The sequence below is a fragment of the Scandinavium hiltneri genome, assembly GCF_024764835.1.
GTDB classification, from domain to species: domain Bacteria; phylum Pseudomonadota; class Gammaproteobacteria; order Enterobacterales; family Enterobacteriaceae; genus Scandinavium; species Scandinavium hiltneri.
On record NZ_JALIGE010000064.1, the window covers coordinates 13,020 to 32,911 of the forward strand.

The window sequence follows — 19,892 nt, forward strand, 5'->3', positions numbered from 1 at the left end:
CATATGGACTGCCCTCCGGGAGGTTTAGCCGTCCCCGGAGATCAAACTTTCCCGACGTAGAGATAAATTGCCAGAAAATGGCAGACACTGCCCCCAAGAACAAAGCCATGCCAGATGGCGTGATTGTAGGGGATACGCTTGCAGACATAGAAGATGACCCCGAGAGAGTAAATCACCCCACCTGCGGCCAGTAGTGTGATGCCACCCGCCGACAGCTTCACCGCCAGTTGATACACCACAATCAGCGACAGCCAGCCCATCGTCAGGTAGGTCACCAGCGACAATACTTTAAACCGATGCGCGATAGTTAGCTTGAACAGAATGCCGAGCAGCGCCAGGCTCCAGATAACAACCATTAGTCCGCGCGCGAGTCCGGAATCCAGTCCCACCAGCAGAAACGGCGTGTAGGTCCCGGCAATCAACAGATAAATCGCGCAGTGGTCGAATTTCTTCAGCCAGAGTTTAGCGCGCTGATGTGGGACGGCGTGGTACAGCGTGGACGCGAGAAACAGCAGGATCATGCTGCCGCCATAAAGACTGTAGCTGGCAATCGCCGTTGTGCTGGCGTTGGCATCCACGGCTTGCACCAGCAGCAACACCAGACCGACAATCCCGAACACCAGCCCGATTCCGTGGCTGATGCTATTGGCGATTTCCTCCGCCAGTGAATAACCCTGCGTAATTAATGGTTTGCTAACCATGTTGCACTCCGAGAGGATAAAAATACGATAACGCATCACTAGCCTATCTGAGAATGATTCCAGTGAACACCTGTTAGCTAAAATAAAAAGACACCATTTAACAAAACATTAAAAATCATAAAGTTAAATGCCATTTTCAACGCACAGATGTTTCCTAAAAATCAAACACACTGAAATTCAATGACATAAAATTGCTGCTGATCGGGGTAGATCTCCGCAATCACCGCTTTCAGTTCAGGCAGCGTCATATTTTCCTGCTGCGCGTGTTGTTCGGTCAGGGAATCCAGGGTCACTTCTGAAGTGGCGGTCACTTTGATGGTGCAAAAATAACCATCATCTTCAAAACGCCCTACGCGCAGGACATCGCCGGTTTTGAAGTGTGATTCGCTGGCATCCCGGATGGTGATGGTCTTACGCCCGGCCAGAATGTCTTCCTGAAAGCGTTGAAAAAAAGTGATGTCGTTCGGGGCCATGTTATGATTCCTGTATTGAATTTGCCGGATGAGGTGCCTGTCAACGTGAGTCTTTTCTCCCACGCCGCCATCGCAAGTCTCAACAATCTTGAGATGATGGTCTATCAGTATGTCATTAAAAATCGTGACAAAGTCATGTATATGACGATTCGTGAACTGGCCGATGTGGCGGGCGTTTCCACAACTACCGTGCTGCGCTTCTGCCGCAAGCTCAACTGCGAAGGCTATTCCGAATTTCGGGTGCGTTTTAAACTGTATCTGGAACAAGATGAACCGCAGCAAAGTCAGTTTGCAGCCAGTGAAATTATCAGTTTTTTCAAAAGCGTCAATAATGAAGATTTTGATAAGCTCATTGATGAAGCTGTGGATATTATTCTGGCGTCGGAACGTATTATATTTGTTGGGGCGGGAACGTCTGGCGCACTAGCCAAATATGGCGCACGTTTTTTCTCTAACGTCGGAAAATTCAGTAATCATATCGACGATCCTTATTTCCCGGTCACTAATGACATGGCCAAAAATGCGCTGGCGATTGTACTTTCCGTTTCTGGTGAAACCGAAGAGATTCTGCGCTTCGCAGGTCAATTCAGTCTGCACCGCTGTAAGGTGCTCTCAATCACCAGTCACGAGCACTCACGACTGGCCAAACTCGCTGATTTTAATCTCTCCTGGCATATATCGCCGATCCGTATTGGTGGCGTCTACGATATTACAACACAAATACCCGTCATATATATTCTCGAAACTCTCGGACGTAAATTGGCGAAAAAACTGGCATAAAAAAACGCCCTGTTTTTTGGATGTAACAAATTACCCAACGGTGGATTTGTTATATCGTGACATTTCACGCCCCTTTGTTAGACTCATTCTTAAGACGCAATATTATGGGAATGACAACGATGAAAAAATTAACCTTACCTAAAGACTTTTTATGGGGTGGCGCAGTGGCGGCACACCAGGTTGAAGGCGGCTGGAACAAAGGCGGCAAAGGCCCGAGCATTTGTGACGTGCTGACCGGCGGCGCGCACGGCGTGCCACGCGAGATTACGGACCAGGTTGAGCCGGGAAAATACTACCCAAACCACGAAGCCGTCGAATTCTATAGCCACTACAAAGAAGACATTAAGCTGTTCGCTGAAATGGGCTTCAAATGCTTCCGCACCTCAATTGCCTGGACCCGAATATTCCCGAAAGGCGACGAAACTCAGCCGAATGAAGAAGGGCTGAAATTCTACGACGACATGTTCGACGAATTGCTTAGGTACAACATTGAACCGGTGATCACCCTTTCCCACTTCGAGATGCCGCTGCATCTGGTGCAGGAATACGGCGGCTGGACTAACCGAAAAGTGGTTGATTTCTTTGTGCGTTTTTCCGAAGTGGTGTTTGAGCGATATAAGAATAAGGTCAAATACTGGATGACCTTCAACGAAATCAATAACCAGCGTAACTGGCGTGCGCCGCTGTTCGGCTACTGCTGCTCCGGCGTGGTCTATACCGAGCACGACAACCCGGAAGAAGTGATGTATCAGGTGTTGCATCACCAGTTCGTTGCTAGCGCGCTGGCGGTTAAAGCGGCTCGTGACATTAACCCGGAAATGCAGGTAGGTTGCATGCTGGCGATGGTGCCGCTGTATCCGTTCTCCTGCAAACCGGATGACATGATGTTTGCCCAGGAATCCATGCGCGAGCGCTACGTCTTTACCGATGTGCAGCTGCGCGGCTATTACCCGACCTATGTGCTCAATGAATGGGAACGCCGTGGATTTAACATTGCCATGGAAGACGGCGATGCGGAGATCCTGCGCGATGGTACCTGCGCGTACCTCGGTTTCAGCTACTACATGACCAACGCGGTGAAAGCAGAAGGCGGCAGCGGTGATGCGATTTCAGGCTTCGAAGGCAGCGTGCCGAACCCGCACGTGAAAGCCTCCGACTGGGGCTGGCAGATTGACCCGGTTGGCCTGCGTTACGCAATGTGCGAGCTGTATGAGCGTTATCAGAAGCCCCTGTTCATCGTTGAAAACGGTTTTGGCGCCTATGACAAAGTCGAAGAAGACGGCAGCATTAATGATGATTACCGTATTGATTATCTGCGGGCGCACGTGGAAGAGATGATGAAAGCGGTGACGCACGACGGCGTGGACCTGATGGGCTACACCCCGTGGGGTTGTATTGATTGCGTCTCCTTCACCACCGGCCAGTACAGCAAACGCTACGGCTTCATTTATGTGAACAAGCATGATGACGGTACTGGCGATATGGCGCGTTCACGTAAGAAAAGCTTTAACTGGTATAAAGAAGTGATCGCCAGCAACGGTGAGAATATTTAACCCTTTATGCCGGGCGGCGCTACGCTTGCACCGGCCTACAATCACGTAGACCCGGTCAGCGCAGCAGCGCCACCGGGCACGTTATTTCCCACCCGCTAACTCCAAAAAGCTGCCAGTCACATACGACGCTTTATCGCTCAACAGCCAGACAATCGCCTGGGCCACTTCTTCGGGCTGGCCGCCACGCTGCATCGGCAATGCGGATTTCACGCGATCCACGCGCCCTGGCTCACCGCCTGAGGCATGCATCTCGGTATAAATAAGCCCAGGACGCACACAGTTCACGCGAATACCTTGCGCCGCCACTTCCAGCGCCAGCCCGGTGGTGAGCGAGTCGACTGCCCCTTTTGACGCCGCGTAATCAACATATTCGAAAGGCGCGCCCAGCCGGGATGCCGCAGAAGAAACGTTGACGATAGCCCCGCCCTTTCCGCCGTGTTTATGCGACATACGCTTCACCGCTTCGCGGCTGCAAAGGAAATACCCGGTGACGTTGGTGGCCAGCACGTGATTAATTCGCTCGGCGGTCAGGTTTTCGATGGTGCTCTGCTGAAACAAAATCCCGGCGTTATTGACCAGCGCCGTCAGCGACTCGCCTTCTCTGTCGAGCGCCTCAAACAGCGTCATCACCTGTGCTTCATCGCTGATGTCCGCGCGCACGGCGAACGCTTTTCCGCCGTTTTCGATAATCTCGTTCACCACCTGCGTGGCGGCTTTAACGTTATGGTGATAATTCACCGCGACGGTGTAGCCTTCCTGCGCCAGTTGTAACGCTGTCGCTTTGCCAATTCCCCGGCTGGCGCCAGTGACCAGTGCAATACCCATGTTGTTCTCCCAAAAGAAAGGGCGCCGAAGCGCCCTTAACCAAGAGTGTGTTCAGCCAATTACTGATATTCGCTCATCGGTACACACGAGCAGAACAGGTTGCGGTCGCCGTAGACGTCGTCGAGACGTTTCACGGTTGGCCAGTACTTGTTCGCCATGCCTGCCGGGAAGACGGCCACTTCGCGGCTGTAGCCGTGGTTCCACTCAGCCACCAGCTCGTTCTGGGTGTGCGGCGCGTTCACCAGCGGGTTATCTTCCAGCAGCCATTCACCCTGCTGTACGCGGCTGATTTCATTGCGGATAGCCAGCATTGCGTCGACGAAGCGGTCAATTTCGACTTTGCTTTCCGATTCCGTTGGCTCAACCATCAGCGTGCCCGCTACCGGGAAGGACATGGTCGGCGCGTGGAAACCGTAGTCGATCAGACGCTTAGCAATATCCAGCTCGCTGATGCCGGTCTCTTCTTTCAGTGGACGAATGTCGAGAATACATTCGTGCGCCACGCGACCATCGCGCCCCGTATACAGCACCGGATACGCATCTTGCAGGCGGGTCGCAATGTAGTTGGCGTTAAGAATCGCCACCTGGCTCGCCTGCTTCAGACCTTGAGCACCCATCATGCGGATGTACATCCAGCTGATTGGCAGAATGGATGCGCTGCCGAACGGCGCTGCAGAAACCGCGCCCTGGCGAGTCAACATGCCTTCGATTTGTACCACGCTGTGGCCTGGTACGAACGGTGCCAGATGCGCTTTCACACCAATCGGTCCCATGCCTGGGCCGCCGCCGCCGTGCGGGATGCAGAAGGTTTTGTGCAGGTTGAGGTGAGAAACGTCCGCGCCGATAAAGCCTGGCGAGGTGATACCCACCTGGGCGTTCATGTTAGCGCCGTCGAGGTAAACCTGGCCGCCAAACTGATGCACGATTTCGCAGACTTCACGGATGGTTTCTTCGTACACACCATGAGTGGACGGGTAGGTCACCATGATGCAAGAGAGGTTCTCGCCCGCCTGCCCTGCCTTTTCGCGCAGGTCAGCCAGGTCGATATTACCCTGTTTGTCGCAGGCCACGACCACGACCTGCATGCCCGCCATTTGCGCGGAAGCCGGGTTGGTGCCGTGGGCTGAACTTGGGATCAGACAGATATCGCGATGACCATCGTTGCGGCTTTCGTGGTAATGACGAATCGCCAGCAGGCCTGCGTACTCACCCTGTGCGCCAGAATTCGGCTGCATGCACAGTGCGTCGTATCCGGTCAGTTTCACCAGCCAGTCGGATAACTGGTTGATCATCTGATGATAGCCTTCAGCCTGATCTGCCGGGCAGAACGGGTGCAGTTCAGCAAATTCCGGCCAGGTGATTGGGATCATTTCCGCTGCGGCGTTGAGCTTCATGGTGCAGGATCCCAGTGGGATCATCGCCTGGTTCAGCGCCAGATCTTTGCGCTCCAGCGAGTGCATGTAGCGCATCATCTCGGTTTCGCTGTGGTAGCGGTTGAACACCGGATGGGTCAGGATTTCGTCTTCACGCAGCATCGCCTGCGGAATAGAGCGACTGTCGTGCGCCACGTCTTTATCCAGGCTGTCGATGTTCAGGCCGTGATCGTCACCCACGATAACGGTCAGCAGCGCCAGCACGTCTTCGCGAGTGGTGGTTTCATCCAGCGTGATACCGACCGCGTGATGAATGTCACTGCGCAGGTTGATTTCTGCGGCTTCTGCACGGGCCAGTACGGCGGCTTTGTCGGCCACTTCAACACACAGGGTGTCGAAGTAGTGTTCGTGACGCAGCTTCAGGCCTTTCTGTTGCAGACCGGTCGCCAGGATATCGGTCAGGCGATGAATACGCCCGGCAATACGCTTCAGGCCCACCGGACCGTGGAACACGGCGTACAGACTGGCGATGTTGGCCAGCAGCACCTGAGAGGTACAGATATTGGAGTTCGCTTTCTCGCGGCGGATGTGCTGCTCACGGGTCTGCATCGCCATGCGCAGCGCGGTGTTACCCGCGGCGTCTTTAGACACGCCGATAATCCGGCCTGGCATAGAGCGTTTGAATTCATCAATTGCTGCGAAGAAGGCTGCGTGTGGGCCACCGTAGCCCATCGGTACGCCAAAGCGCTGAGCGGAGCCGAACACGATATCTGCGCCCTGTTTGCCCGGCGCGGTCAGCAGGACCAGCGCCATAAAATCGGCGGCAACGCTGACAATCACTTTGCGTGCTTTCAGCTCGTTAATCAGCGGGCTGTAATCATGTACTTCACCGGTGGTACCGACCTGCTGCAACAGCACGCCGAACACATCCTGATGGTCGAGCGCTTTTTCAGCGTCGTCGACAATCACTTCAAAACCAAAGGTTTCAGCACGGGTGCGTACCACGTCCAGGGTCTGCGGATGAATATCAGCAGCAACGAAGAAGCGGTTGGCGTTTTTCAGTTTGCTGACGCGTTTAGCCATCGCCATTGCTTCCGCCGCGGCGGTGGCTTCGTCGAGCAGTGATGCAGAGGCGATATCCAGTCCGGTCAGATCAAGCGTGACGGTCTGGAAGTTCAGCAGCGCTTCCAGTCGACCCTGTGAGACTTCCGGCTGATAAGGCGTGTAGGCGGTGTACCAGCCCGGATTTTCCAGCATGTTGCGCTGAATAACCGGCGGCAGCTGCACGGCGGTGTAGCCCATGCCAATGTAAGACTTAAAGCGCTTGTTGCGACTGGCGATGCCTTTCAGCTCGGCCAGTGCGGCGAATTCGGTGGTCGCGTCACCCACCTGCGGTGGCGTCGCGAGCTGAATATCCTGCGGCACAATCTGGCCGGTCAGCGCGTCTAACGACTCTGCGCCAACGGTATTCAGCATTTCCTGTTGCTGCTGCGCATCTGGGCCAATATGGCGGTCGATGAATGCGCCGCGGTGTTCAAGCTGGCTTAAGGTCTGTGTCATGAGCGATGGTTCCTGAAACGTGCAGTGAATCGGTAATGTCTTAACTAACATGCCCGGTGGCGCTGTCGCTTACCGGGCCTACACTATGAATCCGCAAATAGTTCGCGTTGTGGGAAGGCGGCGACGCAGCAAATCCCCAGGAGCTTACATGAGTAAGTGACTGGGGTGCGCGAGGAAGCCAACGCACCCACAACGTGAAATATGAAGCGTATTTAATCGTCTAACAGCGCTTCGTACGCGGTGGCATCCAGCAGAGCGGCAACTTCTGCTTCATCGCTGGCTTTGATTTTGAAGATCCAGCCGTCGGTATACGGCTCGCTGTTAACCAGCTCTGGGGAATCGCTCAGCGCGTCGTTGACGGCCACGATTTCGCCACTGATCGGTGCATAGATATCAGAAGCCGCTTTTACGGATTCCGCTACCGCGCAGTCATCGCCAGCGTCAACGGTTTTGCCCACGTCTGGCAGGTCAACAAACACCATGTCGCCCAGCAGTTCTTGCGCATGCTCGGTGATACCTACGGTGTAGGAGCCATCGGCTTCTTTGCGCAGCCATTCATGTTCTTTGCTGTATTTCAGTTCTGCAGGTACATTGCTCATTAAAATTTCTCCAGAAAAAATAATCGATTACACGACGGCTTTGCCAGCGCGTACAAATACAGGTTTGGTTACGGTGACGGGCATTTCACGGTTACGGATTTGAACCACTGCCGTTTCACCGATGCCCGCAGGCACGCGAGCCAGCGCAATGCTGTAGCCCAGCGTTGGCGAGAACGTGCCGCTGGTGATCACGCCTTCACGCTGATTGCCCTGCGCATCGGTAAAGCGCACCGGCAGTTCGCCACGCAGTACACCTTTCTCGGTCATCACCAGACCAACTAATTGTTCGGTGCCGTGCTCACGCTGAGCTTCCAGCGCATCGCGGCCGATAAAGTCGCGGTCTGCAGGTTCCCAGGCAATGGTCCAGCCCATGTTGGCCGCCAGCGGAGAAACACCTTCGTCCATCTCCTGACCGTACAGATTCATACCCGCTTCCAGACGCAGCGTGTCACGCGCGCCCAGACCGCAAGGCTTCACGCCGGTTTCGACCAGCGCATGCCAGAAGTCTGCCGCTTTCTCATTCGGCAGCGCAATTTCATAGCCCGCTTCGCCGGTGTAGCCGGTAGTCGCGACAAACAGGTCACCTGCCTGCACGCCGAAGAATGGCTTCATGCCTTCCACCGCGCTGCGCTGTTCATCACTGAACAGGCTGGCAGCTTTAGCCTGCGCGTCCGGGCCCTGCACTGCAATCAGCGACAGATCGTCACGCACGGTGATTTCGATACCGTACGGTTCAGCGTGCTGGCTAATCCAGGCAAGGTCTTTTTCACGGGTGGCGGAGTTTACGACGAGGCGGAAATAATCTTCGGTGAGGAAATAAACAATCAGGTCATCAATGACTCCGGCAGATGCGTTGAGCATGCCGGTGTAGAGCGCTTTGCCGGGCCTGGTCAGTTTGGCAACGTCATTGGCCAGCAAATAGCGCAGGAATTCACGGGTACGGCTGCCGCGCAGGTCGACGATAGTCATGTGCGAAACATCGAACATTCCGGCGCTGGTGCGCACCGCGTTGTGCTCGTCAATCTGCGAGCCGTAATGCAGGGGCATCATCCAGCCATGGAAGTCCACCATGCGTGCGCCACATAGCGTGTGTTGTTCATACAAAGGCGTCTGTTGAGCCATCTTGTCCTCATTGAATAAGCGGGGCTACAGGTGCTTTGCGGTCTCAGATATCGCCACAAAGCCCAGCGTCGATACCGCTCTGGGCACCGACGCAAACGTTCTCTTTCGTCTGACGTTACCACCGAAAACCGCGGTAAACCATAAGGCAAAGCAATCCATCAGATTAGCTTATGCCCCAAATGTGCGAAAAACTCTACAGAACGATCGACTGGCTTTCTGCGACTAATGCCACATAAAATTAACAATGTTGCTCAGAGTTTGGTTATAAATGATATTTCATGCGGGGAATTGGGCTGATTTTTCGTAAGGGAATTCTTGTGACATTAATAAAACTAATGCGAAAAAAGCAGTGAGATTAGATTATTTCAAACGAGGGAAACACACCCGGCAGGACTGCCGGGTGAGGAAGTGTGATCGACTTAACGCAGCCAGCCAGGAAGATCGTTCAGGCCCATCGCCTGACGAATAAGCTGAGGTTTTACCCCTGGCAGCGTGTCGGCCAGTTTCAGGCCGATATCGCGGAACAGTTTCTTCGCCGGGTTGACCCCGGCAAACAGTTCGCGAAAACCCTGCATACCCGCCAGCATTAATGCCGCACTGTGCTTGCGACTGCGCTCGTAGCGGCGCAGATAGAAGTGCTGACCAAAATCTTTCCCCTGCGCATGCAGACGGCGAATTTCGTCGATCAGCTCTGCGGCATCCATAAAGCCGAGATTTACGCCCTGCCCGGCCAGCGGATGAATGGTGTGCGCCGCGTCACCAACCAGTGCCAGACGATGCGCGGCAAACTGGCGGGCATAGCGCCCGGTTAGCGGGAACACCTGCCGCTCGCTTGCCACTTCACACAGACCCAGACGGTTATCAAAGGCCACGTTCAGCGCCTGATTGAATGTCGCGTCGTCGGCCTGCTGCATTTTCGCGGCGTCGTCCGGCGCTAACGACCAGACGATGGAGCACAAATGCGGGTCGCTTAATGGCAGAAACGCCAGAATGCCTTCACCGTGAAACGCCTGACGCGCCACCGCCTGATGCGGTTCGGCGGTGCGAATGGTCGCCACCAGCGCATGATGGCGATAATCCCAGGAGGTCAGCGGAATATCCGCTTTGCCACGCAGCCAGGAGTTCGCACCATCCGCGCCAATCACCAGGCGCGCGGTCAGCATGTTGCCGTCTTTCAGCGTCAAAAAGGCCTCGTTTTCGCCCCATGCCACCTGCGCCAGTTCGGCGGGTGCCATCAGCGTGACGTCTTTACAGCGTTCCGCTTTTTTCCACAGCGCATGGTGGATCACGCCATTTTCGATGATGTGCCCTAAATGGCTATAGCCGAGGCTGGCATCATCAAACGCGATGCGCCCGAAGCTGTCTTTATCCCACACTTCCATGCCGTGATAGCAGCTGGCGCGTTCGGCCACAATGTCATTCCAGACATCGAGACGTGAAAGCAGTTTTTCACTGGCGGCGTTGATGGCGGAAACGCGAAGCTGCGGTGCGGAATCAGGCGTAACGGCCTGGGGTTGATGTTGTTCAATGACCGCCACGCGCAGTCCGCTGCCCTGCAATCCGCAGGCCACGGCGAGGCCGACCATTCCACCACCGACGATAGCGATATCTACATTTTGCACGTTGTTGTTCCTTATCTCGCTACCTGACCCAGGGTACGCTGCGCCAGCGCATCGCGCGCCGGAGTGAATAATTCCATCGCCATCAGTCCGACGTTTCGTCCAGCCACCAGCGGTGCCCAGCGATTGGCGAACAGATGGACCAGACCGTCGGTCACGCCGACCGTCGCACTTTTATCCTCGGCGCGGCGCTGTTGATACTGGCTTAACAACGCATAGTCGCCAGGATCGTTCGCCTGCGCGAGCATTTCTGCCAGCGAGATAACGTCGCGCAGCCCGAGGTTGAAGCCCTGTCCGGCAATCGGATGCAGAGTTTGCGCCGCGTTGCCTACCAGCGCCATGCGGTGCGATATCGCCCGGCTGGCAGTGGTCAGGGAAAGCGGATAGGCGTTGCGGCTGCCAGCGTGGGTAATGCGCCCGAGTCGCCAGCCAAACGCCTGCTGCAGCTCCTGGCAGAAATGAGCGTCAGACCAGCTCAGAACCTCATCACGGTTCTCCAGCGGATGGCACCACACCAGCGAACAGCGTCCGTCTGACATCGGCAACATCGCCAGCGGTCCATGTTCGGTAAAACGCTCAAACGCGCGGCCGTCGTGCGACACGGCGGTGGTCACGTTGGCGATCACGGCCAGCTGTTCGTAAGGCTGTTGCTGCCAGGCAATCCCACATTGTTCGCCGAGCGCCGAACGTGAGCCGTCTGCTGCAACCAGCAGTTTACCGGTGAGTGTAACGCCGTTATCAAGCACCACATCGACGCTGTCCTGGCTGCGGGTAAAACTGTCCACCCGCGCCGGACAATGTAAGCTCACGCCAGGCGCTTTGCGTAACAAGGCGAAAAGGCGCTGGCCGACATCGTGCAGCTCGACCACCTGCCCTAACGCAGGCAGGCTGTAATCGTCGGCATCCAGCGTAACGAAACCTGCATGGCCGCGATCGCTGACGTGAACGGTGCGAATAACCGTGGCGCATTCACGCAGTACCTGCCAGATACCTACGCGGGCCAGCTGCTGACAGGTCCCTGCGGCCAGTGCGATAGCGCGAGCATCAAAGCCCGGATGCGCCTGTGAGTCAGGTGCGACGGCTTCAACTAAATGTACCGGCAGTTTGCCCGCACTGAGATGCGAGATAGCCAGCGCCAGCGTTGCGCCGGTCATGCCGCCGCCTACGATAATCACGCTCATTGCGCGTGCGCCGCCATCAGGGCTTCGATATCGTCCGCGCGTTTTACCACGCTGGCGGTCAGATTCTCGTTGCCGTTTTCAGTTATCACAATGTCATCTTCGATACGGATGCCGATGCCACGGTATTGCTCCGGCACGTCGGCGTCCGGAGCGATATACAGCCCGGGCTCAACGGTCAGTACCATTCCCGGCTCGAGCACGCGGGAACGATCCGCGCCGTATTCGCCGACATCGTGAACGTCCAGGCCCAGCCAGTGGCTGAGGCCGTGCATGAAGAATTTGCGGTGCGCGTTGTCGGCAATCAGCGGGTCAACTTCCCCATTGAGGACGCCGAGCGATGCCAATCCGCTGACCATCACGCGCACGACTTCGCCGGTGACGTCCTGGATAGTCGTGCCTGGACGATAAAGCTTCAGGGCCGTTTCCAGCGATTCGAGCACAATGTCGTAAATTTCACGCTGCGCCGGAGTGAATTTGCCGTTCACCGGGAACGTGCGGGTGATGTCGCCCGCATAGCCACGATATTCGCAGCCCGCGTCGATCAGCACTAAATCGCCATCGCGCAGTTCAGATTCATTTTCGGTGTAATGCAGAATGCAGCCGTTTTCACCGCTGCCCACGATAGTGCTATATGACGGATAACGCGCGCCGTGGCGGGTAAATTCATGGTGAATTTCGCCTTCGAGCTGATACTCAAACATGCCCGGACGGCATTTTTCCATCGCGCGAGTGTGCCCCAGCGCAGAGATTTCCCCGGCCCGGCGCATTACTTCAATTTCTTCCGCAGATTTGAACAGGCGCATTTCGTGCACCAAAGGACGCCAGTCGACCATCGCTGCCGGGGCTTTCAGATTCTGACGCATGCCTTTGCGCAGTTTATCCAGCGCATTGAACACGATGCTGTCGGCATAAGCATATTCGCCTTGCGCGTGATACACCGCGTCCAGACCGTTCAGCAGCTGATACAGCTGCTCGTCGATTTCACTGAACGCCAGCGCACGATCCACACCCAGCCTTTCAGGCGCGGCATCCTGGCCCAGTCGGCGGCCAAACCAAATTTCTGCGGTCAGGTCACGCACGCGATTAAACAGAACGCTGTGGTTGTGGGTGTCATCACTTTTAATCAGCACTAGCACTGCTTCTGGTTCGTTAAAACCAGTGAAGTAGCTGAAATCACTGCTTTGGCGATACGGGTATTCCGTGTCGGCGCTGCGTATGGCTTCCGGTGCGGCAAAAATTAATGCCGCGCTGCCTGATGGCATCTGCGCCAGCAGCTTTTGCCGACGCTGAAGGTACTCTTGCTGAGTCATGACACCCTCCTGAGCATTCTTATTGTTAATGTAAGGTCGGTTTGCGAACTTCTGGCGCGGTCGGCTGTTGATGCGTGAAGGTATCGTGGCACAGCAAAGCGGCAACACGAACGTACTCGATGATTTCTTCGAGCGACATCTCGAGCTCTTCCTGATCCTCGTCTTCTTCATAACCCAACTGGGCAATGTTACGCAGATCGTCGATAGCTTCGCCGGTTTCACCTTTCACTTTCTCAAGCTTCGGCTGAGTAACGCCCAGGCCCAACAGGAAGTGGTTGACCCAGCCAGACAGCGCATCGGCGCGTTCAAAGACGCTGACGTTATCACCATCCGGGATGTACAGCTGGAACTGGAAACCTTCGTCTTCCAGCGCATCGCTGGTGACGGAGTGGACCTTACGCAGCACTTCAGCCAGTTCGTGACCGAAAGCCATGCCTTCGTTGGTCAGGTCATGCACCAGCGGCAGCCAGCTACTGTCTTTGTTACCGCCACACAGCATGCCGCTAATCAGTCCGTGCATTTCGGCAGGCGTTAAACCTACACCCTGTTGGGTCAGTAACTGGTTCACATCGTTGTAACCAGGCATTTCGTTCTGTATAGACATGCGCATTCGTCGTCGTTGGGGGGAAGTTTCATGTTATGCTACCACTTTGGACCCTGGTGAACCAGAAAAGGGCTTGTATGTTCACACTGGGGTAGCTATAGTGTCGCCCCTTCGCGGGCCCCGGTGCGGGCTGTGAAGGTTGCGCAGTCAATCAGCAGGAAGGTGGCATGTCTGCAGAACCCGTCGATATCCAAATTTTTGGCCGTTCACTGCGAGTGAATTGCCCGCCTGAACAAAGGGATGCCCTTAATCAGGCCGCGGACGATCTGAATCAGCGGTTGCAAGATCTAAAAGAACGCACTAGAGTCACAAATACTGAGCAGCTGGTCTTCATTGCCGCCCTGAATATCAGCTACGAGCTGACGCAGGAAAGAGCGAAGACGCGTGATTACGCTGCCAGCATGGAAACACGTATTCGGATGCTGCAACAGACCATTGAACAGGCACTTCTTGATCAAGGTCGCACAACTGAAAAGACGGGTCCAAAGTTTGAATAACACTTCATGGTTTACTATGGTAGAGTGACCCTGAAGACAAAATTTCTCTGAGATGTTCGCAAGCGGGCCAGTCCCCTGAGCCGATATTTCATACCACAAGAATGTGGCGCTCCACGGTTGGTGAGCAAGCTCGGTTCGTCCGAGAAGCCTTAAGACTGTGACGACATATTCACCTTGAACCAAGGGTTCAAGGGTTACAGCCTGCGGCGGCATCTCGGAGATTCCCTACCTTCTGTTTCTACCATGACACTCGTGCCTGACATTCCCTCAGCAAGACAAGACATTCGCCAGATTATCCGGCAGCGCAGACGCGCACTGACCTCAGTTCAACAACAGCATTTTGCCGAACAGGCTGCACATCTCATGATGGCGTATCCGCCCGTGATGATGGGCCAGAGCGTGGCGCTGTTTCTCTCTTTCGACGGTGAACTTGATACCCGCCCGCTCATTGAGCAACTCTGGCTCAGCGGAAAGAAAGTGTATCTGCCGGTTCTGCATCCTTTCAGCCCTGGAAATCTGTTGTTCCTTTATTACCATCCCCATTCCGAACTGGTTGTGAACAGGCTGAAAATTCAGGAGCCGAAACTGGACGTGCGCGACGTGCTGCCGCTCAGTGAACTGGATGTGCTGATTACGCCGCTGGTGGCGTTTGACGCGCGGGGCCAACGATTAGGTATGGGCGGTGGGTTTTACGACAGGACGCTGCAAAACTGGCAACAGCACAGCCTGCAGCCGGTCGGTTACGCGCATGATTGTCAGCAGGTGGATACTCTGCCTACAGAGAAGTGGGATATTCCGCTGCCCGCGGTGGTGACGCCGTCGAAAGTATGGCAGTGGTGATAAATATTTGCCCGGCGGCGCGTTGATTGCCAGGCCTACAAAACGGTACAACGTAGGCCCGGTAAGCTTTGCGCCGCCGGGCAGACACCGTTACTCAGTACAACAGGCGCGCGCGAATAGTTCCCGGAATCGCCTTCATGCTTTGCAGCGCTTTCTCCGCAACATCTTCTTCCGCTTCAATATCAATCACCACATAGCCCATCTGCGGCGTGGTTTGCAGATACTGCGCGGCAATGTTCACACTCTGTTCGGCAAAGATCTGGTTGATTGCCGTCAGCACGCCCGGACGGTTTTCGTGGATGTGCAGCAAACGACGACCACCGTGCAGCGGCAGCGAGACTTCAGGGAAGTTAACCGCTGAAAGCGTCGAACCGTTGTCGGAGTATTTTGCCAGCTTGCCCGCCACTTCCAGGCCGATGTTCTCTTGTGCTTCCTGAGTTGAACCACCAATGTGCGGCGTCAGGATTACGTTGTCGAATTCACACAATGGGGAAGTGAACGGATCGGTGTTGGTCGCAGGTTCAGTCGGGAATACATCGATTGCCGCCCCGGCCAGATGCTTACTCGCCAGCACTTCACACAGTGCAGGAATATCCACCACCGTACCGCGTGCGGCGTTGATCAGCAATGAACCCGGCTTCATCAGCGCCAGCTGCTCTGCACCCATCATGTTCTTAGTGGACGCATTCTCTGGCACGTGCAGGCTCACCACATCGCTCATGTTCAGCAGGTCAGACAGATGCTGAACCTGCGTCGCGTTGCCGAGCGGCAGCTTGTTTTCGATATCGTAGAAGAAAACGTGCATCCCCAGCGATTCCGCCAGAATACCGAGCTGCGTGCCGATATGGCCGTAACCGATAATCCCCAGCTTCTTGCCACGCGCCTCAAAGCTGCCCGCCGCCAGTTTGTTCCAGATCCCGCGGTGCGCCTTAGCGTTCGCCTCTGGAATACCGCGCAGCAGTAACAGCAGTTCGCCAATCACCAGTTCCGCCACGGAACGGGTATTCGAGAACGGCGCGTTAAAGACCGGAACGCCACGTTTCGCCGCCGCGTTCAAATCGACCTGATTGGTGCCGATGCAGAAACAGCCGATGGCTACCAGTTTCTCCGCCGCCTGAATAATATCTTCAGTCAGTTGAGTACGGGAGCGCAGGCCGATGAAATGGGCATCACGGATCGATTCTTTCAGCTGCTCTGCGTCGAGCGCGCCTTTGTGATATTCAATGTTGGTGTAGCCTGCTGCACGAAGGTTATCGAGTGCTTTTTGATGCACGCCTTCCACCAGCAGAAACTTAATCTTGTCTTTTTCCAGTGATACCTTAGCCATTTCCCCGCCCTGTCTGTCTTGTATCGTTGTTGTGGTGAACGAACGTCCACCTCAGCAACATATCAAAAAAAACTATTGCAGCAATATGAACGTTTGCGTCGGCGTGCTGAAGAAATGTCATTCAGCGGAAATTAGCAGCATAAAATGCTGGATGGGTAGATTGAGGCAGCGAGTTAATCAGCAGCAGTCGATAAATGTGACACAAGTCACCGAATTTCGCCTGGCGAAAATTTTTTACGGGAGCCAGGCGGCTCCCGTCAGATCATTTCACGATAGTTTTGACACCTTCGGCGGTACCAATCAACGCGACATCCGCGCCACGGTTGGCGAACAGGCCGACGGTCACCACGCCAGGGATCGCGTTAATCGCGTTTTCCAGCGCAATCGCATCGAGGATCTCCAGGCCGTGCACGTCAAGGATGACGTTGCCGTTATCAGTCACCACGTTTTGACGATATTCCGGGCGACCGCCCAGTTTCACCAGCTGACGTGCCACCGCGCTGCGCGCCATCGGGATAACTTCCACCGGCAGCGGGAAATTGCCGAGGATAGCCACCTGCTTGGAGGCATCGGCAATGCAGATAAACTTGTCGGCAACGGAGGCGATGATTTTCTCGCGAGTCAGCGCCGCACCGCCGCCTTTGATCATCTGCATGTTTCCGTTAATCTCATCAGCACCATCAACGTAGACGCCCAGGCTGTCCACTTCGTTGAGATCAAACACGTGAATACCTAAGCTTTTCAGCTTTTCGGTAGAAGCGTCCGAGCTGGAAACGGCACCTTCAATCTGGCCTTTCATGGTGCCCAGCGCGTCGATAAAGTGCGCCGCGGTCGAGCCCGTGCCAACACCGACGATGGTTCCCGGTTGTACATAGTGAAGTGCTGCCCAGCCAACTGCTTTTTTCAGTTCATCCTGCGTCATGATTTTTGCCTGTGATGTGATGGGATGCCGCGCATTATAGACTATTCACCCCAGAAATGTCCTTGCAGACGCCAGGTGTTGCGGCCCCAATTTGGTCCTGTATCTAACGTAAATTTATGTCATAGTGCGGATAACACAAGATGAGGAGTCAGTCAGAGCAATGAAACGTCCGGACTACAGAACACTACAGGCATTGGATGCGGTTATTCGGGAACGCGGGTTTGAACGCGCCGCACAAAAGCTGTGTATTACCCAGTCCGCCGTCTCTCAGCGAATCAAACAGCTGGAAAACATGTTCGGACAGCCTTTACTGGTGCGAACCGTGCCTCCTCGTCCGACCGAGCAAGGGCAGAAACTGCTGGCGCTGCTGCGTCAGGTTGAGCTGCTGGAGGAAGAGTGGCTGGGCGATGAACAAACTGGCTCCACGCCGCTGCTGCTGTCGCTGGCGGTCAACGCAGACAGTCTGGCAACCTGGCTGCTGCCCGCACTGTCTGCGGTACTGTCTGATTCGCCGATTCGTCTGAACCTTCAGGTTGAAGATGAAACGCGTACGCAGGAACGCCTGCGTCGTGGAGAAGTAGTGGGTGCGGTCAGTATCCAGCCACAGGCGCTGCCAAGTTGTCTGGTCGATCAGCTCGGCGCGCTCGATTATCTTTTCGTCGCGTCAAAGTCATTTGCGCAACGCTACTTCCCCAACGGCGTAACGCGCTCTGCCCTGCTGAAAGCACCGGTGGTGGCGTTTGACCATCTCGATGATATGCATCAGGCCTTTTTACAGCAGAACTTCGATCTGCCGCCGGGCAGCGTACCGTGCCATATCGTGAACTCGTCGGAAGCCTTCGTGCAGCTGGCGCGTCAGGGCACCACCTGCTGTATGATCCCGCATCTGCAAATCGAGCGTGAGCTGGACAGCGGTGAGCTTATCAACCTGACGCCGGGCCTGTTCCAGCGCCGGATGCTGTACTGGCACCGCTTTGCGCCGGAAAGCCGCATGATGCGTCGGGTAACCGATGCCCTGCTGGAATACGGGCACAAAGTTCTGCGCCAGGACTGATCAAAAACGCCGGGTTTCCCCGGCGTTTTCATTTATAGCACTACGGCTTTTTATTCCGCTTTTTTCTGCGGTTCAGCCTGCGTCGGTTCGAGCTGGAAGACAACGTCTACCTGGTCGTCGAACTGAATAGTTGGCTGTTCGTAGGTTTCCTGCGCGGAAGGTGCTGCTGCTGCATCGGCCTTCATCATGCGAACCATTGGGCTCGGCTGATAGTTAGACACGTGATAGCGCACGCTATAGACCGGGCCGAGTTTGGCGTTAAAGCCGGAGGCCAGCTCTTTTGCCTGATGCACAGCATCGTCAATCGCCGCTTTACGGGCTTTGTCTTTGTACTCTTCCGGTTGCGCAACGCCAAGCGATACGGAACGGATTTCATTCAGACCCGCTTTCAGCGCGCCGTCCAGCAACGAATTGAGCTTATCCAGCTGACGCAGCGTGACTTCAACGGTACGCACCGCGCGGTATCCTTTCAGAATGCTTTTGCCGTTCTGATAGTCATAATCCGGCTGAGTGCGGAGATTGGCAGAACTGATGTCTTTTTTAGCGACATCGTTTTTCTCAAGGAAAGAGAGATACTGGGCTACGCGATCATCGGCCTGTTTCTTCGCCGTTGCAGCATCTTTTGCCGCCACGTTGACTTCAATCGCCAAGGTCGCGATATCAGGCGCTGCGTCTACGCTTGCCGTTCCGGAGGTCACAATGTGCGGTCCATCTGGCAACTCATTTGCCTGTACCGACATCGCACCGAATCCCACTAATGCCGCCAGGGCCATCACTTTAAACTTCACCGTCGTTCCTCCTTGTTACGTCTTGACCCCAAAACAGGGCGCATGCCTGCAAGCTTAGCTTCTGAGGCCTAAATGTCCATAAGACAAGGCTTAGTTGAACAAGGCGTGAACATGTGAGATGCCCTCTTTCGCCAGCTGGAAAGCGATAAACCACATCACCAGGCCGACCAGGATATTAATGGTACGCTGCGCTTTGGCAGTACGTAAACGCGGAGCCAGCCAGGCGGCGAGCAGCGCCAGACCAAAGAACCACAGGAAAGATGCACTCACGGTACCAAGCGCGAACCAGCGTTTTGGCTCTGCGCCCAACTGCCCGCCGAGGCTACCGAGCACGACGAAGGTGTCCAGATAAACATGCGGATTAAGCCAGGTCACCGCCAGCATGGTGGCAATAATCTTCCAGCGGCCCTGCTTCATCACTTCTGCGGTCGCCAGTTCCAGATTGCTGCCCATCGCCGTTTTCTGCGCGCCAAATCCGTACCATAACAGGAACGCAACGCCGCCCCAGGTGACGAACGCCAGCAACCACGGCGACTGCATCAGTAACGCGCTGCCGCCAAACACGCCGGCGCATATCAACACCAAATCACTGACCGCACAAAGGAAGGCAATCATGATGTGATACTGACGGCGAATACCCTGGTTCATGACAAACGCATTCTGCGGGCCAAGAGGAAGGATCATAGCCGCGCCGAGGACAAGCCCCTGAATATAATAAGATAACACGATAGTTTTACTCACGAACATTCGTTAATGACGAGACT

The 19,892-nt window shown here is 55.2% G+C and carries 19 protein-coding genes and 1 other RNA gene; 6 read left to right on the forward strand and 14 right to left on the reverse strand.

Annotated features, from left to right (window positions below; translation table 11 throughout):
- Positions 1 to 41 precede the first annotated feature (41 nt).
- Entirely contained in the window at positions 42 to 701 is a 660-nt protein-coding gene (gene trhA, locus MUU47_RS00715; protein ID WP_258986197.1) for a PAQR family membrane homeostasis protein TrhA, read from the reverse strand.
- A 161-nt stretch (positions 702 to 862) separates the two neighbouring features.
- The gene (yqfB, locus tag MUU47_RS00720) at positions 863 to 1,174 is read right to left on the reverse strand and encodes a N(4)-acetylcytidine aminohydrolase (protein WP_159773882.1); all 312 of its coding nucleotides are present in this window, start codon (positions 1,172 to 1,174) and stop codon (positions 863 to 865) included.
- A 3-nt stretch (positions 1,175 to 1,177) separates the two neighbouring features.
- Here yqfB and MUU47_RS00725 point away from each other — a divergent pair, with 3 nt between their 5' ends.
- Positions 1,178 to 1,954 carry a MurR/RpiR family transcriptional regulator gene (locus MUU47_RS00725; RefSeq protein WP_258986249.1) on the forward strand — a complete coding sequence of 259 codons (777 nt, stop codon included), beginning with the start codon at positions 1,178 to 1,180 and terminating at the stop codon, positions 1,952 to 1,954.
- A 119-nt stretch (positions 1,955 to 2,073) separates the two neighbouring features.
- Positions 2,074 to 3,507: a 6-phospho-beta-glucosidase gene (locus MUU47_RS00730; RefSeq protein WP_258986198.1), complete on the forward strand. Its 1,434-nt coding sequence runs from the start codon at positions 2,074 to 2,076 to the stop codon at positions 3,505 to 3,507.
- 81 nt (positions 3,508 to 3,588) lie between these two features.
- Here MUU47_RS00730 and MUU47_RS00735 read toward each other — a convergent pair whose 3' ends face one another.
- From MUU47_RS00735 to MUU47_RS00770, 8 genes are all read right to left on the reverse strand, one after another.
- Positions 3,589 to 4,332 carry an SDR family oxidoreductase gene (locus tag MUU47_RS00735; protein WP_258986199.1) on the reverse strand — a complete coding sequence of 248 codons (744 nt, stop codon included), beginning with the start codon at positions 4,330 to 4,332 and terminating at the stop codon, positions 3,589 to 3,591.
- Between the two features lie 59 nt (positions 4,333 to 4,391).
- Positions 4,392 to 7,265, reverse strand: coding sequence for an aminomethyl-transferring glycine dehydrogenase (gene gcvP / locus MUU47_RS00740; protein WP_258986200.1), 2,874 nt, complete (start codon positions 7,263 to 7,265; stop codon positions 4,392 to 4,394).
- A gap of 212 nt (positions 7,266 to 7,477) precedes the next feature.
- On the reverse strand, positions 7,478 to 7,864 hold the full coding sequence (gcvH, locus tag MUU47_RS00745; protein WP_258986201.1) for a glycine cleavage system protein GcvH: 387 nt from the start codon (positions 7,862 to 7,864) through the stop codon (positions 7,478 to 7,480).
- A 27-nt stretch (positions 7,865 to 7,891) separates the two neighbouring features.
- Positions 7,892 to 8,986 carry a glycine cleavage system aminomethyltransferase GcvT gene (gcvT, locus tag MUU47_RS00750; RefSeq protein ID WP_258986202.1) on the reverse strand — a complete coding sequence of 365 codons (1,095 nt, stop codon included), beginning with the start codon at positions 8,984 to 8,986 and terminating at the stop codon, positions 7,892 to 7,894.
- 419 nt (positions 8,987 to 9,405) lie between these two features.
- The gene (gene ubiI, locus MUU47_RS00755) at positions 9,406 to 10,608 is read right to left on the reverse strand and encodes an FAD-dependent 2-octaprenylphenol hydroxylase (protein WP_258986203.1); all 1,203 of its coding nucleotides are present in this window, start codon (positions 10,606 to 10,608) and stop codon (positions 9,406 to 9,408) included.
- Positions 10,609 to 10,619: 11 nt separating this feature from the next.
- Positions 10,620 to 11,786 carry a 2-octaprenyl-6-methoxyphenyl hydroxylase gene (ubiH, locus tag MUU47_RS00760; protein ID WP_258986204.1) on the reverse strand — a complete coding sequence of 389 codons (1,167 nt, stop codon included), beginning with the start codon at positions 11,784 to 11,786 and terminating at the stop codon, positions 10,620 to 10,622.
- Positions 11,783 to 13,096 (reverse strand): Xaa-Pro aminopeptidase, encoded by a 1,314-nt coding sequence (gene pepP, locus MUU47_RS00765; RefSeq protein ID WP_258986205.1) that lies wholly within the window; start codon positions 13,094 to 13,096, stop codon positions 11,783 to 11,785. The genes ubiH and pepP overlap by 4 nt, the downstream gene beginning before the upstream one ends.
- Positions 13,097 to 13,121: 25 nt before the next feature.
- Positions 13,122 to 13,700 carry a YecA/YgfB family protein gene (locus MUU47_RS00770; protein WP_258986206.1) on the reverse strand — a complete coding sequence of 193 codons (579 nt, stop codon included), beginning with the start codon at positions 13,698 to 13,700 and terminating at the stop codon, positions 13,122 to 13,124.
- Positions 13,701 to 13,867: 167 nt separating this feature from the next.
- Here MUU47_RS00770 and zapA point away from each other — a divergent pair, with 167 nt between their 5' ends.
- The 3 genes from zapA (at position 13,868) to MUU47_RS00785 (ending at position 15,037) form a co-directional block, all read left to right on the forward strand.
- The gene (zapA, locus tag MUU47_RS00775) at positions 13,868 to 14,197 is read left to right on the forward strand and encodes a cell division protein ZapA (RefSeq protein WP_110511969.1); all 330 of its coding nucleotides are present in this window, start codon (positions 13,868 to 13,870) and stop codon (positions 14,195 to 14,197) included.
- Between the two features lie 41 nt (positions 14,198 to 14,238).
- A non-coding RNA gene (ssrS, locus tag MUU47_RS00780) (6S RNA) lies at positions 14,239 to 14,422 on the forward strand.
- An 18-nt stretch (positions 14,423 to 14,440) separates the two neighbouring features.
- Positions 14,441 to 15,037 carry a 5-formyltetrahydrofolate cyclo-ligase gene (locus MUU47_RS00785; protein ID WP_258986207.1) on the forward strand — a complete coding sequence of 199 codons (597 nt, stop codon included), beginning with the start codon at positions 14,441 to 14,443 and terminating at the stop codon, positions 15,035 to 15,037.
- A 94-nt stretch (positions 15,038 to 15,131) separates the two neighbouring features.
- On the opposite strand, the gene serA is transcribed toward MUU47_RS00785, so the two are convergent.
- Positions 15,132 to 16,364: a phosphoglycerate dehydrogenase gene (gene serA / locus MUU47_RS00790; RefSeq protein WP_258986208.1), complete on the reverse strand. Its 1,233-nt coding sequence runs from the start codon at positions 16,362 to 16,364 to the stop codon at positions 15,132 to 15,134.
- A gap of 262 nt (positions 16,365 to 16,626) precedes the next feature.
- Entirely contained in the window at positions 16,627 to 17,286 is a 660-nt protein-coding gene (gene rpiA / locus MUU47_RS00795; RefSeq protein ID WP_258986209.1) for a ribose-5-phosphate isomerase RpiA, read from the reverse strand.
- A 160-nt stretch (positions 17,287 to 17,446) separates the two neighbouring features.
- Here rpiA and argP point away from each other — a divergent pair, with 160 nt between their 5' ends.
- The gene (argP, locus tag MUU47_RS00800; RefSeq protein WP_258986210.1) at positions 17,447 to 18,340 is read left to right on the forward strand and encodes a DNA-binding transcriptional regulator ArgP; all 894 of its coding nucleotides are present in this window, start codon (positions 17,447 to 17,449) and stop codon (positions 18,338 to 18,340) included.
- A 50-nt stretch (positions 18,341 to 18,390) separates the two neighbouring features.
- On the opposite strand, the gene MUU47_RS00805 is transcribed toward argP, so the two are convergent.
- The gene (locus tag MUU47_RS00805) at positions 18,391 to 19,128 is read right to left on the reverse strand and encodes an oxidative stress defense protein (RefSeq protein ID WP_258986211.1); all 738 of its coding nucleotides are present in this window, start codon (positions 19,126 to 19,128) and stop codon (positions 18,391 to 18,393) included.
- Between the two features lie 90 nt (positions 19,129 to 19,218).
- Positions 19,219 to 19,854 carry an arginine exporter ArgO gene (gene argO / locus MUU47_RS00810; RefSeq protein ID WP_258986250.1) on the reverse strand — a complete coding sequence of 212 codons (636 nt, stop codon included), beginning with the start codon at positions 19,852 to 19,854 and terminating at the stop codon, positions 19,219 to 19,221.
- Positions 19,855 to 19,892: the final 38 nt, after the last annotated feature.